The sequence below is a fragment of the Pantoea sp. X-Soil-OKNW-556 genome, from assembly GCF_059730695.1.
This window is the reverse complement of record NZ_AP035990.1, coordinates 319,449-334,576: the sequence shown is the minus strand read 5'-3', so window position 1 is coordinate 334,576 and position 15,128 is coordinate 319,449. Positions and strand designations below refer to the sequence as shown.

Here is a 15,128-nt window from a genome sequence, read left to right as displayed (position 1 = left end):
GAGGTTACATGCATCAACATTCCCACGCCTGTCGTTGTGGTAAAAGCCATAGCAAACCGCAGCCACTTTGTGGCATTAGCCGCGCGCGCCCGGTGACGTTACAGATTTCCGCCGCACAGCCGGTCACGCCGGACAGCAACTGTAGCTGCTGCGATAACGGCAGTCCCGGCGGTGGCGACGCCGACGAAGAGAGCGACAGGTCCGGCCCTGACACCCAACAATTCCGCTGGCAAATTGCCGGGATGGATTGCCCGAGCTGCGCCCGCAAAATCGAAACTGCCGTACAAAAACTGCCGCAGGTACGCAACGCCCGTGTCATCTTCGCCAGCGAGAAACTGGTGGTTGACGCTGAAAATGATATCCGTCCGGCGATCGAACAGGCGGTAAAAAACGCCGGTTTCCGCCTGACCTCCACCGAGCCACAACCCCAACCAGGCCGTTTACGGGAAAATGCCGGATTGCTGCTGCTGGCGCTATTGATGCTCGCCAGTTGGCTCCTCAGCTTGGTTGCTCCGGTCTGGGGCGATCGCCTGTTTATTGTGACCACCTTAGTCGGCCTGCTGCCGGTGGCCCGCAGCGCATGGCGTCTGCTACGTAGCGGTTCCCCTTTCAGTATCGAAACCCTGATGACCCTCGCCGCTGGCGGTGCGCTGGCGATTGGCGCCCATGCCGAAGCCGCGATGGTCTTGCTGCTGTTCCTGCTGGGTGAACGGCTGGAAGCCTATGCCGCCACTCGCGCCCGTCGTGGTGTGACCGCGCTGATGGCGCTGCGCCCGGATACCGCTACTCGCGTGCGTGGTGCACAGCGTGAACAAGTCGCGCTGGCGGATTTACGCCCCGGCGATGTCATTGAAGTGGCTGCGGGTGGCCGTTTGCCTGCCGATGGCGAGTTACTTGCCAGCGCTGCCAGCTTTGACGAAAGCGCATTGACCGGCGAATCGTTGCCGGTAGCACGCCAACCCGGTGAGACAGTGATGGCCGGAGCCACCAGCGTCGACCGTCTGGTAACGCTACAAGTGATCTCGGAACCCGGCCACAGCGCTATTGATCGTATCCTGCAACTGATTGAGGAAGCAGAAAGCCACCGCGCACCGATCGAACGTTTTATCGATCGCTTTAGCCGCCTTTACACCCCGACGATTATGTTGCTGGCGGTGCTGGTGATGACGTTGCCGCCGCTGTTGGGTGGCGCTGACTGGCTGCCATGGATTTACAAAGGTTTGACGCTGCTGCTGATTGGGTGCCCCTGTGCACTGGTGATCTCTACCCCGGCAGCCATTACCTCTGGGCTGGCTGCTGCGGCACGTCAGGGAGCGCTGATTAAAGGGGGAGCCGCGCTGGAAAGACTCAGCCGCGTCACCATCATGGCGTTTGATAAAACCGGCACCCTGACCGAGGGTAAGCCGCAGGTGACCGACGTGGTCCCCTTTGGTGACGCCCAACCTGAAACCTTGCTGACGTCAGGCGCAGCGGTGGAACTTGGCTCCAGTCACCCATTGGCAATGGCGATCGTCGCGGAAGCCAGCCGTCGCCAGCTTTCCCTGCCTGAGGCCCGCGATCAGCGTACGTTGCCCGGTAGCGGCATTGCAGCGCAGATTGCGGGCATCAGCTATCAATTGCTGGCCCCGCGCGAAGTGAAAAACCTGCTTGAGGATCAGCAGCAAACCATCGCGCAGCTTGAAGCCGAAGGCAAAACTGTGGTGGTGCTGTTGCAGGATGCCCGCCCGCTGGGTGTGCTGGCGTTGCAGGATAAGTTACGAAGCGAGGCCGCGAGCGCCGTAGCGGCGCTTCAACAACTCGGTGTCAGCAGCCTGATGCTGACCGGTGATAATCCGCGTGCTGCCGCCGCCATCGCCGCAGACCTGGAGATTGATTATCGCGCGGGTCTGTTGCCTGCTGATAAGGTTGCCGCGGTACGCGATCTGGATGCACAACAATCGCTGGCAATGATTGGCGATGGCATCAATGATGCCCCGGCGATGAAAGCCGCTACCATAGGGATTGCGATGGGCAGCGGCACCGATGTTGCACTGGAAGCAGCCGATGCGGCCCTGACGCAAAACCGGCTGGCGATTCTGCCGCGCACCGTGGCGCTGGCACGCCGTACCCGCCGCATTATCCGTCAGAATATCGCACTGGCGCTGGGGCTGAAGGCCTTGTTCCTCGTCACCACGCTACTCGGCTTTACCGGCTTGTGGCTGGCAGTGCTGGCGGATTCCGGTGCCACCGCGCTGGTGACTGCCAATGCGCTGCGGTTGCTGCGCTCACGTTAAGCTGCGCGCGGATGCCCTCAGGCGTCCGCTCCTTTCTGGATCAGGTACTGGTACGGCAGGCTTTCCGTCTGCTGTGCCAGCAACGTATGCTCCATAAAACGGCAAAAGCCGGGAATATCACGCGTGGTTGCCGGATCGTCGGCGATAATCAGCAGGGTTTCACCCGCCTGCATCTGGCGCACGGTTTTGCGCACCATCATCACCGGCTCCGGGCAGCGCAGGCCAAGGGCATCCAGGGTGTGGTCCGGCGCGGAAAAGGGATCGCTCATGATTCTCTGTCTGTTTTCAAGGGAGGGCGCTCATTCTAACGCGCTAAATCATCAGCGCAAGGCGATAACGATTGCGTTAATATTAACCATTGCATAAATCGCACAACGCGATAAGATGCCGCCGATTTTTTATTAACCACCGCAGCAAACTGCGGTACTGGGTTCCCTCACCCCAACACTAAAAAGGCTCAACATGATCGCTTTTTCTCCGCGTCAGCGCATGCATGCGCTGTTCTGGCTGTCGCTGTTTCATCTGCTGGTGATCACTTCCAGTAACTATCTGGTGCAGTTACCGGTGGCCATTTTTGGCTTCCACACCACCTGGGGTGCGTTCAGCTTTCCGTTTATTTTCCTCGCGACCGATCTCACCGTGCGTATTTTTGGCGCGCCACTGGCGCGACGCATTATTCTGGCGGTGATGGTGCCGGCGTTGTTTATCTCTTACATCGTCTCCTGCGTGTTTTATCAGGGCGAATGGCAGGGTTGGGCGTCACTGGAGCAAGTGAATCTGTTCGTGGCCCGTATCGCCAGTGCCAGCTTTATGGCCTATGCATTGGGACAGATTCTGGATGTGCATGTATTTAACCGTCTGCGTCGTCTGCCGCAGTGGTGGATTGCACCCGGCGCAGCCATGTTCCTCGGTAATATCAGCGATACGCTGGCGTTCTTCTTTATCGCCTTCTACAAAAGTCCGGACCCGTTTATGGCTCAGCACTGGGTGGAAATCGCGCTGGTGGATTACAGCTTCAAAGTAATGATCTGCATGCTTTTCTTCCTGCCAGCCTATGGCGTACTGCTGAACGCAACCCTGAAGCGTCTGGCTGAGCGTTCGGCCCAGCGTCAGCTCAATTTCGGTTAATTCTACGTAGTACCCTCGCCGCACCCACGCTAAGATTTCCTGACAAACCGGCGGTTGCTTTTGACTGCCGATTCCGATTTGATAATCGCGGACTGGAATCTTGTTATAGGGAAAAGAATGCGTAACTTAGTGAAATATGCGGGCATTGGCCTGCTGGTGCTTGGCCTCGCGGCCTGTGACCAGAAAAAAGATGACGCGGCAGCGGCGGACAACGGTGCCACTGCCAGCCAGTCAACCCAGACGGTGAGTCTGCTGGATGGCAAACTGAGCTTTACCCTGCCTGCGGGGATGTCGGATAAGAGCGGCAAATTGGGTACAGAATCCGCCAACATGCATGTCTACGCCGATCAAACCGGCGCGCGCGCGATTATCGTGATAGCCGGTGACCCAACCAATGAAGCGCTGGATTCTCTCTCCCAGCGTCTGGAACAGCAGCAACGCAACCGCGATCCGCAGTTGCAGGTGGTATCGAACAAAGCGGTAACGCTGAGCGATCAACCGGCCCAGCAGCTGGATACGGTGATTTCTGCCAACCACCAGACCTCCTGGTCTTCGGTGATTCTGGCGAAGGTCGATGGCAAACTGCTGACCCTGCAAATTACCCTGCCAGCGGATAATCAGCAGCAGGCGCAGAGCGATGCCGACAGCATCGTGAAAAGCATCACGCTGAAATAGTTTTTGCGGCCTGTGGCCCTCACCCCGGCCCTCTCCCGCAAGACGGGAGAGGGTGGCGTCCAGCGTTCCGTTACAATCTCACTGGCGAAATATGCCAGATCTCATCGGCATACTCCTGAATGGTACGATCCGCCGAGAAATAACCCATATTAGCGATATTCAGCGCCGCACGTCGTTGCCACTCATCTGGCTGACGATAGAGTTTGTCCACCTTATCCTGGGTATCCACGTAGCTGCGATAATCTGCCAGCAATTGATAGTGGTCACCAAAGTTCACCAGCGCATCGAACAGGTTACGATAGCGACCTGGATCCTGCGGGCTAAACAGACCACTGGCAATCTGCGTCAGCGCCTGATGCAGCTCCTCATCCTCTTCGTAGTATTTACGTGGGTTGTAGCCATCTTTGCGCAACTGCTCGACCTGCGGCGTAGTGTTACCGAAGATAAAGATATTCCCCGCACCGACATGTTCGCGCATCTCGACGTTGGCCCCATCCAGCGTACCAATCGTTAACGCGCCGTTGAGCGCAAACTTCATATTACTGGTGCCGGAAGCCTCCGTACCCGCCGTGGAGATCTGCTCGGAGAGATCCGCCGCCGGAATAATGATCTGCGCCAGGCTAACCCCGTAGTTAGGGATAAACACCACCTTCAGCTTGTTTTTCACCTGTGGATCGTTGTTGATCACCTTCGCTACATCGTTGATCAGATGAATGATGTGCTTCGCCATGTAATAGGCGGAGGCCGCTTTACCGGCAAAAATATTCACCCGAGGTACCCAATCTGCATCGGGATCGGCCTTGATGCGGTTGTAGCGGGTGATAACGTGCAACACGTTCAGCAGCTGGCGTTTGTACTCATGAATGCGTTTGATTTGCACATCAAACAGCGCATGAGGGTCCAGCACAATATCGAGGTTTTTTGCTACCCAATCCGCCAGGCGTTTTTTGTTGGCAAATTTGGCATCGGCGATCTGCTCAATAAACGCCGGGAAATCGATTTGCGGCGTCAGGTCGCTGAGTTGGCTAAGGTCGGTGCGCCAGTTGCGACCAATCGCCTCATCCAGGACTTCTGAAAGTGCCGGGTTAGCCAGAGCCAGCCAGCGGCGTGGTGTGACGCCATTGGTTTTATTGCAGAAACGTCCCGGGAACAGACGAGAAAAATCGGCAAACAGCGACTGCACCATCAGGTTGGAGTGGAGTTCGGAAACACCGTTAACCTTATGGCTGACCACCACCGCCAGCCATGCCATACGGACCTTGCGGCCATTGTTCTCATCAATGATTGAGATACGTGACATCAGATCCCAGTCATCCGGATAGTATTCCTGAATGGTTTTCAGGAAATAATCATTAATTTCAAAGATGATGCTGAGATGGCGCGGCAGGATCTTGCCGATCATATCCACCGGCCAGGTTTCCAGCGCCTCGGTCATCAGCGTATGGTTGGTGTAGGAGAACACCTGGCAGGTGACTTCAAACGCATCGTCCCAGGAAAATTTCTGCTCATCAATCAACAACCGCATCAGTTCGGGGATCGCCAGCACCGGGTGGGTATCGTTGAGATGGATGGCGATTTTATCCGCCAGGTTGTCCCAGGTTTGGTGCATCTGCCAGTGACGGTTCAGGATGTCCTGCACCGTTGAGGAGACGAGAAAATATTCCTGGCGCAGACGCAGCTCGCGACCGGAATAGGTGGAGTCGTCGGGATAAAGCACACGCGACACGTTTTCCGAGTGGTTTTTATCTTCCACGGCGGCAAAGTAATCGCCCTGATTGAACTTACCAAGGTTGATTTCGTTACTGGCCTGCGCGCCCCACAACCGCAGCGTGTTGGTGGCATCGGTATCAAAACCGGGCACGATCTGATCATACGCAATGGCCAGGATCTCTTCGGTTTCGATCCAGCGCACCCGGCTGCCTTCGTGTTGCAAACGGCCACCAAAACGCACTTTGTAGCGGGTGTTAAAACGCTGGAATTCCCACGGGTTACCATATTCCAGCCAGTAATCCGGCGATTCGCGCTGCTGGCCATCGACAATATTCTGCTTGAACATACCGTAATCGTAACGGATGCCGTAGCCACGCCCCGGCAGGCCGAGGGTCGCCAGTGAATCGAGGAAGCAGGCGGCGAGACGTCCCAGACCACCGTTGCCAAGGCCGGGATCGTTCTCTTCTTCCATCAGTTCGCTGAGATCCAGCCCCATCTCATCCAGCGCCTGATTGAGATCGTCGTAAATACCCATCGCCAGCAGCGCGTTGCCCAGGGTGCGGCCCATCAGGAATTCCATCGACAGGTAATACACCTGACGTACATCCTGCGACAATTGCGCCCGGCTGGAACGTAGCCAACGTTCCACCATGCGGTCGCGCACTGCCAGCAGCGCGGCGTTGAGCCACTCGTGCTTATTGGCGATGGAAGGGTCTTTACCGATGGTAAACATCAGTTTATAGGCTATCGAGTGCTTCAGCGCATCAACCGTCAGGGTGGGTGAGGCATAGGTGAAAGGTGCGTTCATATCAAGTATCCCAATCTCTCATTACAGCAAACGTTGATAAAGATCGCGGTAGGCTTGTGCTGCCACCTGCCAACTAAAATCCATCCCCATCGCCTGACGCTGAACATAACGCCAGAGGGAAGGACGGGACCACAGTACAAAAGCGCGCCGAATCGCTCTGAGCAGCGACCAGGCATTACTGTCTTCAAAGCTGAAACCACTGGCGATCCCATCTGCCAGGTTTTCCAGCGAACTGTCATTCACCGTATCCGCCAGACCACCGGTACGACGTACCAGTGGCAGCGTGCCGTATTTCAGACCATAAAGTTGTGTCAGGCCACACGGTTCAAAGCGGCTGGGCACCAGAATCACATCCGCGCCGCCGACAATGCGGTGCGAGAAAGCCTCGTGATAGCCAATCTGCACGCCAACGCTGCCGGGGTGTTCGGCCGCCGCCGCCAGAAATCCCTGCTGTAATTCGGCATCTCCCTGCCCCAACAATACCAACTGGCCGCCCTGCGCCAGTAAACCGGGCAGCGCTTCCAGCACCAAATCCAGACCTTTCTGCCGGGTTAAACGGCTGATTACGCAAAACACCGGTACTTTGTCATCGACCTTCAAGCCCATAGCAATTTGCAGCTGACGTTTGTTCTCCGCCTTGCTCTCCAGCGTGTCCCGGTCGTAACGCGCGGTCAGCAGCAGGTCATGCGTCGGGTCCCAGATCGCCGGATCAACACCATTCAACACGCCACTTAACCGTCCTTCACGCAGACGCTGCGCCAGCAGCGCTTCCATACCATAGCCAAACTCCGGGCGGGTGATCTCCAGCGCGTAAGTCGGGCTGACCGCCGTAATATGATCTGCATAAAACAGGCCAGCTTTGAGATAAGAAATTTGCCCATAAAACTCCAGGCCATGCATGTTGAAGAATGATCGCGGTAACTGGATCTCCTCCATATGGCGCGCCGAAAACAGCCCCTGATACGCCAGGTTATGCACGGTAAACACCGATTTCGCCGGGCGGCCTCGCGCCTCCAGATAGGCGCAGGTTAACCCGGCATGCCAGTCATGTGCATGCACGATATCTGGCCGCCAGAAGGTGTCCAGTCCACAGGCGATTTCACAGCCCATCCAGCCGAGCAGCGCAAAGCGCAGATAGTTATCGACGTAGGCAAACTGTGATTCATCGTGGTACGGGCTTCCCGGACGTTCATACAATCCCGGTGCATCAATTAAATAAATGCCAACACCGTTGAAATGTCCAAAAAGTAAGCGAACAAACCCAGCAAAGGTTGGCAGCTCCGCCACCACTTCCGTATCCGGAATCCCTCTACGCAGGTCGGGATACGCGGGAAGTAAGACCCGCGTATCCGTACCACCGGCAATTTGTGCCTGCGGTAAAGCGCCGACAACATCAGCCAACCCGCCGGTTTTCAACAACGGGAAAAGTTCTGAACAGACATGTAAAACCTGCATCCTGGACCCCTTTTGTGATATCGCTCGCGTTCCACGCGTCGATTGTCTGTGTGCTTTTTCGTCACCGGCCGACGGCACCCGCCAGTTTGGCTAACATGGCGCGCGTCACCAGCACGATGCCCTCTTCTGAACGGTAAAAACGGCGGCTGTCTTCATCGGGATTTTCGCCAATCACAATGCCTTCCGGCAGCACGCAGGCGCGGTCAATCACGCAGCGGCGCAGACGGCAGGATCGGCCAATCACCACATCCGGCAGCAGTACCGAAGAATCGATGTTGCAAAAAGAGTTCACACGTACGCGCGGGAACAGTACCGAGTTCACCACCACGGAGCCGGAGATAATGCACCCGCCAGAAACCAGCGAGTTCATCGTCATACCATGGCTACCGGAACGATCCTGCACAAACTTCGCCGGTGGTAGCGGCTCCATATGGGTACGGATCGGCCAGCCGTGGTCATACATGTCCAGTTCCGGTGTGACGGAGGCCAAATCCAGATTGGCGCGCCAGTAGGCTTCGAGCGTTCCGACATCGCGCCAGTAGGGTTCGGCAGCTTCGTCGCTTTGCACGCAGGACAGGGTGAAGGAGTGCGCGTAGGCGTCGCCACTGGCCACAATTTTCGGCAGCAAATCTTTACCGAAATCGTGATTGGACTCAGGTATCTGGGCGTCTTCTTCCAGCAGCTGGTAGAGATAATCGGCGTTAAAGACATAAATCCCCATGCTGGCCAGCGCCTTGCTGTCATCGCCGGGCATTGAGGGGGGAACAGGCGGTTTTTCTACAAAATCGACCACGTTGTTCTCGGTATCCACCGCCATCACGCCAAAGGCAGTAGCTTCCTCCAACGGCACCGGCAAGCAGGCGATGGTGCATTTGGCACCACGATCGACGTGATCCAGCAGCATGCGCGAATAATCCATTTTGTAGATATGATCCCCGGCGAGGATCACGATGTACTGGGCGTTATACCGACGAATGATGTCGAGGTTTTGCGTTACCGCATCCGCCGTCCCACGGTACCAGTGCTCAGTGGAGAAGCGCTGTTGTGCGGGCAACAGATCAACAAATTCGTTCATCTCTTCGTTGAAAATCGACCAGCCGCGCTGGATATGCTGCACCAGCGTGTGTGACTGATATTGCGTGATCACGCCAATGCGCCGGATGCCCGAGTTGAGGCAATTGGAGAGTGCAAAGTCGATGATGCGGAACTTCCCGCCAAAGTGCACCGCCGGTTTGGCGCGTTTGGCGGTCAGGTCTTTCAGGCGTGTGCCGCGTCCTCCGGCGAGGATCAGCGCCACCGTCTGCGTAGGAAGCTGGCGTGCCAGCATCAGATGATCTGTTCTATCTAAATTCACCATGTCTGACTCCTTATGATTGTTTCAGGAACACACACACACCGTGTGCGGGCCCGTGCCAGACAGTTGTCAAAATGGGGTTATCTTCCCCGGCGAAAGGAGGAATGGCACGCCACTCTCCGTCTGGTAAGGCGAGGTCACTCACCGCATCCGTGGCGTTAATTGTTATTAACCAGCGGCCGGAGAGCAGGATCTGCATTCTGTGCGTCCCCTGTTCCCACTCCTCATTCCCCAGTGGTTTGCCGCTGGCATTGAACCACCGTACGTTGCCATCGCCCTCCTGCCACCAGCGATCTGCCGTGAGCGCGGGAATGCGCTTACGCAGATGGATTAACGCGGCAGTGAAGTCGACCAGTCCAGAATCATCCTGTTGCCAGTCCAGCCAGGTCAGCGGGTTGTCCTGACAATACGCATTGTTGTTGCCATGCTGGCTGTGACCACGTTCATCACCCGCCAGCAGCATCGGCGTACCCTGCGCCAGCAGCAACGTCGTGAGCAGCGCATGCACACTGAGCCGCCGTCGCTCGACAACATCGAAACTGACATGCAGCCCTTCATGACCGTGGTTATCGCTGAAGTTGTTGTTGCTGCCGTCGCGATTGTCTTCGCCGTTAGCCTGATTGTGTTTATGGTTGAAGCTCACCACATCGCGCAGCGTAAAACCGTCGTGTGCGGTGATCAGATTGATACTGGCGTGCGGCAGACGTGGCGCACGCTGAAAAACATCGCTGGAGGCGGCAAAGCGTCGGGCAAAATCACCGTTGCTCAGCCCGCCGTGTAACCAGAAGCACCGCGTTGCATCGCGAAAGTGGTCGTTCCACTCGGCAAAGGTTGGCGGATAGTTACCGACCTGATAGCCGCCGGGACCGACATCCCAGGGTTCGGCGATCAGTTTCACTTTTGACAAAATCGGACAGGCTTTGATGGCCGCGAATAGCGGCGCATCCTGGCGGAAATCCGGCGTACGCCCCAACACCGAGGCAAGGTCGAAACGAAAGCCATCAATATGACAATCGCGCACCCAGTGGCGCAGCCCTTCCAACACCCATTCCATCACCTGAGCATCGCTGAGATTCAGCGTATTGCCGCAGCCGGTCCAGTTATGGTATTCGCCCTGCGCGTTGAGCCAGTAATAACTGGCGTTATCAATGCCGCGCATCGCGATCACCGGGCCAAGCTCATCCAGTTCGGCGGTGTGGTTGAACACCACATCAAGAATCACCTCAATACCCGCCGCATGCAGCCTTTTTACCGCCTGCTGAAACTCCTGCAACGGCGTCAAACCGTCTTCGCCGGAGGCGTAACGGGGATCGACCGCCCAGAGTGCCACCGGGTTGTAGCCCCAGTAATTGCTGAGTCCCAACCGCAGTAAACGCGGCTCGCTGGCAAAATGGGCAATCGGCAGCAGCTCCAGCGCCGTGATACCAAGGTGGCGCAGATACTTCACCATAACAGGATGACCCAGTGCCGCATAAGTCCCGCGCAGTCTTTCCGGAATTTCCGGATGTAACTGAGTCAGCCCACGGACATGCGCTTCATAAATCACCGTTTTCCCCCAGGGGGTGCGCAACGGCGTGTCTTCATCCCAGTCAAAATCTTCGGCGATGACCAGTGATTTGGGCGCAATGCCAGCATTATCCTGCTTGTCCGGCAGGGTTGTGCCGTTAAAAAAGCGCGGATCGTCCGGCACATCGCCAACCACCGCTCTGGCGCAAGGATCAACCAGCAATTTCTTCGGATTAAAACGATACCCCTCAGCAGGCGACCACGGGCCATGCACGCGGTAGCCATAGCGTTGACCCGGTTTCAGCCCAGGAAAGTAGCCGTGCCAGATATCGCCACTGCGTTGTGGCAGCGGGAAGCGACGCTCAACGCCGTGCTGATCAAACAGGCACAGCTCCACTTTTTCCGCATGGCGGGAAAACAGCGTGAAGTTGACACCATGACCATCGTAATTCGCGCCCAGCGGTGCGGGCTGCCCGCTCTCCAGCATTATTCTCCCTCCCGCACCAACCAGACTGTCGCCAGCGGCGGCAGGGATAGACTGAGGGATTGTCCCCGACCGTGGCTCGGGATGTCGTCAGTGTGTACCTGATGATTACGCACATCGCTACCGTGGTAGTCATGCTGGTCGGTATTGAGTACTTCTTGCCAGCGGCCAGCCTGATTGACGCCAAAGCGGTAATGGGGACGCGGTACCGGCGTAAAATTGCTGACCACAATCACCTCATTGCCGTCACGATCGCGCCGCACGAAGGCAAACACCGAGTTTTCATGGTCGTCGACCACCAGCCACTCGAACCCCTGCGGGTCGAAATCCAGCTGATACAGCGGCGAATAGTGGCGATAGGTATGGTTAAGATCGCGTACCAGCCGCTGCACGCCGTGATGCCAGTTATCCGCCCCTTCCAGCAGATGCCAGTCGAGGCTGGTGTCGTGGTTCCACTCTTTGCCCTGAGCAAATTCACCACCCATAAACAGCAGCTTCTTGCCCGGGAAGGCCCACATCCAGCCGTAATAGGCGCGCAGGTTAGCGAATTTCTGCCACGGATCACCCGGCATGCGATCGAGAATCGAACGTTTACCGTGTACCACTTCATCATGCGACAGCGGCAGCACGAAGTTTTCCGTGTAGTTATAGAGCATGCCGAAGGTCATCAACTGGTGATGGTAGCGGCGATGCACCGGGTCGTGTTTCATGTAATCCAGCGTGTCGTGCATCCAACCGAGGTTCCACTTAAACCAGAAACCAAGACCACCCGCTTCCGGTGGACGTGAGACGCCGGGATAGTCAGTGGACTCTTCGGCTATCGTGACAGCGCCCGGCGCTGCTCGCCCCAGGGTGCGGTTGGTATAACGTAGGAAGGAGATGGCCTCCAGATTATCGCGGCCTCCATATTGGTTGGGTATCCACTCACCTTCAGCCCGGCTGTAATCGCGGTAAATCATCGACGCCACCGCATCCACACGCAGCCCATCGATACCAAAGCGCTCCAGCCAGTACAGCGCATTGCCGGAGAGGTAATTACTCACTTCGCGGCGACCAAAGTTGTAGATCAGCGTGTTCCAGTCCTGATGGTAACCTTCGCGCGGGTCGCTGTGTTCATACAGCTCGGTGCCATCAAACTTCGCCAGCCCAAAATCATCGCTGGGAAAATGGCCCGGTACCCAATCCAGCAGCACGTTGATGCCCGCAGCATGCGCACTGGCGATGAACTCGCGGAACTCATCGCGGGTGCCAAAGCGGCGAGTCGGCGCATACATGCCGAGTGGCTGATAACCCCAGCTACCGTCAAACGGGTGTTCATTAATCGGCAGCAGCTCAATATGGGTGAACCCCATCTCTTTGACATACGGGATCAACTGCTCCGACAGCTCCTTGTAGCTGAGCCAGAAGTTGTTCTCGGTATGCCGCCGCCAGGAACCCAGATGCACTTCGTAAATGGAAATCGGCGCATCGAAGGCATTCGCGGCTTTGCGCTGCGCCGTCATCTCGGTTTTTGGCGGCAGGCCGCAGATCATCGACGCCGTTTGCGGGCGCATCTGCGCTTCAAAGGCAAAGGGATCGGCTTTGATACGCAGTTGGCCGAAGGCATCAATGATTTCGAATTTGTAGAGCTGCCCGTTGAACGCACCGGGGACAAACAGCTCCCAGATCCCCAGTTCACGGCGGAAACGCATCGGATGGCGCCGTCCATCCCAGTAATTAAATTCCCCCACTACCGACACGCGCCGCGCGTTGGGCGCCCAAACGGAAAAACGCGTACCACTGACGCCATCAAGGGTGGTGCCGTGTGCCCCCAGGGTTTCATACGGACGTAAATGGGTGCCTTCAGCCAGCAACCAGGCATCCATCTCTTGCAGCAATGGCCCGAAACGGTAGGCATCATCAATCAGATTTTGCTGGCCGTGCCAGTTCACCGCCAGTTGGTAACGAAACAGATTTTTTCGGCGCGGGATGACGCCACTGAAGAAGCCGCGTGAGTCAAAACACTCCAGCTGAGCGCATTTACGCCCGGTGTTGGTTTCTATCACCCACACCTCTGACGCGTCGGGCAACAAGGCCCGGACTTCCAGACCTTGCTCAGTCTGGTGCATTCCCAGCAGGGAAAAAGGATCGGAATAATTGCCCGCAAACAGGGCATTGATCGCCTGGCGATCGGGAAGCTCTGACATGATTTCTTCCTGTGACATTTGGCAGGCGAACTGCGTCAGACGTGAAAGCCTTATCAGATGCGCTGCTCTTCATTGAGCCATGAGTACACAGCAAGGAAGGAGACCGTCCGTGGAAAAAATCTTTGCTATGTACAACAACCATTCAGTACGGAAAGCAAAACAACCAACTACCGGCACATCATTGTTAAATCATAGCTTGGGGCTGGCAGAAGCCAGGGAGGATCGCAAAAAATTATTTTCGGGAGAGCAAAAAAGGGAAGCCGATCACTTGTCAGGCGAAATTTTGGTTAAGTGTTGCAGCCTGAAATGCAAAAAAGGCCGGGAAAATCCCGGCCATGTTTTAACGTTACGCTTAATCCACCAGCAGACGCAACATACGACGCAGCGGTTCTGCCGCGCCCCACAATAACTGGTCGCCGACGGTGAAGGCCGACAGGTACTCCGGCCCCATATTCAGTTTGCGCAGACGCCCTACCGGCGTCGTGAGCGTGCCGGTTACCGCCGCCGGTGTCAGTTCACGCATGGTGATTTCACGGTCGTTCGGCACCACTTTGACCCACTCGTTGTGGGCGGCCAGCAGCTGCTCAATCTCCGCCAGCGGCACATCTTTTTTCAGTTTCAGCGTAAATGCCTGGCTGTGGCAGCGCAGCGCACCGACGCGTACGCACAGGCCATCAACCGGGATGACTTTCTGCGTGCCGAGGATTTTGTTGGTTTCTGCCTGGCCTTTCCACTCTTCGCGGCTCTGGCCGTTTTCCAGTTGTTTGTCGATCCACGGAATCAGGCTGCCCGCCAGTGGCACACCGAAGTTATCGGTTGGCAACGTGCCTGAACGGGTGAAGTCGGTCACGCTACGTTCGATGTCGAGGATGGCAGAAGCCGGATCCTGCAACGATTTCGCCACATGATCATGCAGCATACCCATCTGCGTCAGCAGCTCGCGCATATGACGCGCACCGCCTCCGGACGCCGCCTGATAAGTGGCCACGGAGGTCCACTCCACCAGATCGTTAGCAAACAGGCCACCGAGTGACATCAGCATCAGGCTGACGGTGCAGTTACCGCCGACAAAGGTTTTGATGCCGCTGTCGAGGCCCTGACGAATCACCTGATGGTTGACCGGATCAAGAATAATGATGGCGTCATCTTTCATGCGCAGCGTGGAAGCGGCGTCAATCCAGTAACCCTGCCAGCCGCTGGCGCGCAGCTTCGGATAGACTTCACTGGTGTAATCCCCGCCCTGGCAGGTGATAATGATGTCGAGCGCCTTCAGCGCATCAATATCAAAAGCATCCTGAAGCGCACCGGTCGACTTACTACCGAAGGTCGGTGCAGCCTGGCCAAGTTGCGAAGTGGAGAAGAAGACCGGATTGATCACATCAAAATCACGTTCTTCGCTCATGCGGGACATCAGCACGGAGCCGACCATACCACGCCAACCAATAAAACCTACATTCTTCATTTTCTGTCCGTCTCGGGCGCTTCTTCAGAGGCCCTGTCTGGTGCGAGGGAAAAAACCAACCGGATTAACCTGCTGGTCTGCGTAATA

11 protein-coding genes are annotated in these 15,128 nt (G+C 56.7%); 4 read left to right on the top strand and 7 right to left on the bottom strand.

The annotated features are described in order from the left end of the window. Positions 1 to 8 precede the first annotated feature (8 nt). Positions 9 to 2,273, top strand: coding sequence for a zinc/cadmium/mercury/lead-transporting ATPase (locus AC6I8T_RS01450; RefSeq protein WP_208724586.1), 2,265 nt, complete (start codon positions 9 to 11; stop codon positions 2,271 to 2,273). Between the two features lie 17 nt (positions 2,274 to 2,290). Here AC6I8T_RS01450 and tusA read toward each other — a convergent pair whose 3' ends face one another. Further along, on the bottom strand, positions 2,291 to 2,542 hold the full coding sequence (tusA, locus tag AC6I8T_RS01445) for a sulfurtransferase TusA (RefSeq protein ID WP_021186275.1): 252 nt from the start codon (positions 2,540 to 2,542) through the stop codon (positions 2,291 to 2,293). 193 nt (positions 2,543 to 2,735) lie between these two features. Here tusA and AC6I8T_RS01440 point away from each other — a divergent pair, with 193 nt between their 5' ends. Further along, a complete protein-coding gene (locus AC6I8T_RS01440; RefSeq protein ID WP_021186274.1) occupies positions 2,736 to 3,401 on the top strand; it encodes a 7-cyano-7-deazaguanine/7-aminomethyl-7-deazaguanine transporter in 666 nt (221 codons plus the stop codon). Positions 3,402 to 3,518: 117 nt separating this feature from the next. After that, positions 3,519 to 4,076, top strand: a complete 558-nt coding sequence (locus AC6I8T_RS01435) for a DcrB family lipoprotein (RefSeq protein WP_021186273.1) — start codon at positions 3,519 to 3,521, stop codon at positions 4,074 to 4,076. A 70-nt stretch (positions 4,077 to 4,146) separates the two neighbouring features. On the opposite strand, the gene glgP is transcribed toward AC6I8T_RS01435, so the two are convergent. The 5 genes from glgP to glgB form a co-directional block, all read right to left on the bottom strand. Then, positions 4,147 to 6,594, bottom strand: coding sequence for a glycogen phosphorylase (glgP, locus tag AC6I8T_RS01430; RefSeq protein WP_497833445.1), 2,448 nt, complete (start codon positions 6,592 to 6,594; stop codon positions 4,147 to 4,149). A 21-nt stretch (positions 6,595 to 6,615) separates the two neighbouring features. Then, positions 6,616 to 8,049, bottom strand: coding sequence for a glycogen synthase GlgA (gene glgA, locus AC6I8T_RS01425; protein WP_021186271.1), 1,434 nt, complete (start codon positions 8,047 to 8,049; stop codon positions 6,616 to 6,618). A 61-nt stretch (positions 8,050 to 8,110) separates the two neighbouring features. Beyond that, positions 8,111 to 9,406, bottom strand: coding sequence for a glucose-1-phosphate adenylyltransferase (glgC, locus tag AC6I8T_RS01420; protein ID WP_021186270.1), 1,296 nt, complete (start codon positions 9,404 to 9,406; stop codon positions 8,111 to 8,113). 10 nt (positions 9,407 to 9,416) lie between these two features. Beyond that, positions 9,417 to 11,396 (bottom strand): glycogen debranching protein GlgX, encoded by a 1,980-nt coding sequence (gene glgX, locus AC6I8T_RS01415; protein ID WP_497833444.1) that lies wholly within the window; start codon positions 11,394 to 11,396, stop codon positions 9,417 to 9,419. Beyond that, on the bottom strand, positions 11,396 to 13,579 hold the full coding sequence (gene glgB / locus AC6I8T_RS01410; protein WP_208724583.1) for a 1,4-alpha-glucan branching enzyme: 2,184 nt from the start codon (positions 13,577 to 13,579) through the stop codon (positions 11,396 to 11,398). Before glgB ends, glgX begins: the two co-directional genes overlap by 1 nt. 109 nt (positions 13,580 to 13,688) lie before the next feature. Between glgB and AC6I8T_RS01405 the strand changes: the two genes are divergently transcribed. Then, positions 13,689 to 13,988, top strand: coding sequence for a hypothetical protein (locus tag AC6I8T_RS01405; RefSeq protein ID WP_208724582.1), 300 nt, complete (start codon positions 13,689 to 13,691; stop codon positions 13,986 to 13,988). Here the strand turns inward: AC6I8T_RS01405 and asd are convergent. Further along, the gene (gene asd / locus AC6I8T_RS01400) at positions 13,932 to 15,041 is read right to left on the bottom strand and encodes an aspartate-semialdehyde dehydrogenase (protein ID WP_021186267.1); all 1,110 of its coding nucleotides are present in this window, start codon (positions 15,039 to 15,041) and stop codon (positions 13,932 to 13,934) included. The genes AC6I8T_RS01405 and asd overlap by 57 nt on opposite strands. Between the last annotated feature and the right edge of the window lie 87 nt (positions 15,042 to 15,128).

Bases quoted from the DNA above. Each gene is read 5' to 3' on its own strand.
- glgB (WP_208724583.1), bottom strand. From the start codon at position 13,579: ATGTCAGAGCTTCCCGATCGCCAGGCGATCAATGCCCTGTTTGCGGGC.
- AC6I8T_RS01435 (WP_021186273.1), top strand. From the start codon at position 3,519: ATGCGTAACTTAGTGAAATATGCGGGCATTGGCCTGCTGGTGCTTGGC.
- tusA (WP_021186275.1), bottom strand. From the start codon at position 2,542: ATGAGCGATCCCTTTTCCGCGCCGGACCACACCCTGGATGCCCTTGGC.
- AC6I8T_RS01450 (WP_208724586.1), top strand. From the start codon at position 9: ATGCATCAACATTCCCACGCCTGTCGTTGTGGTAAAAGCCATAGCAAA.
- glgA (WP_021186271.1), bottom strand. From the start codon at position 8,049: ATGCAGGTTTTACATGTCTGTTCAGAACTTTTCCCGTTGTTGAAAACC.
- glgP (WP_497833445.1), bottom strand. From the start codon at position 6,594: ATGAACGCACCTTTCACCTATGCCTCACCCACCCTGACGGTTGATGCG.
- glgX (WP_497833444.1), bottom strand. From the start codon at position 11,396: ATGCTGGAGAGCGGGCAGCCCGCACCGCTGGGCGCGAATTACGATGGT.
- AC6I8T_RS01440 (WP_021186274.1), top strand. From the start codon at position 2,736: ATGATCGCTTTTTCTCCGCGTCAGCGCATGCATGCGCTGTTCTGGCTG.
- glgC (WP_021186270.1), bottom strand. From the start codon at position 9,406: ATGGTGAATTTAGATAGAACAGATCATCTGATGCTGGCACGCCAGCTT.
- asd (WP_021186267.1), bottom strand. From the start codon at position 15,041: ATGAAGAATGTAGGTTTTATTGGTTGGCGTGGTATGGTCGGCTCCGTG.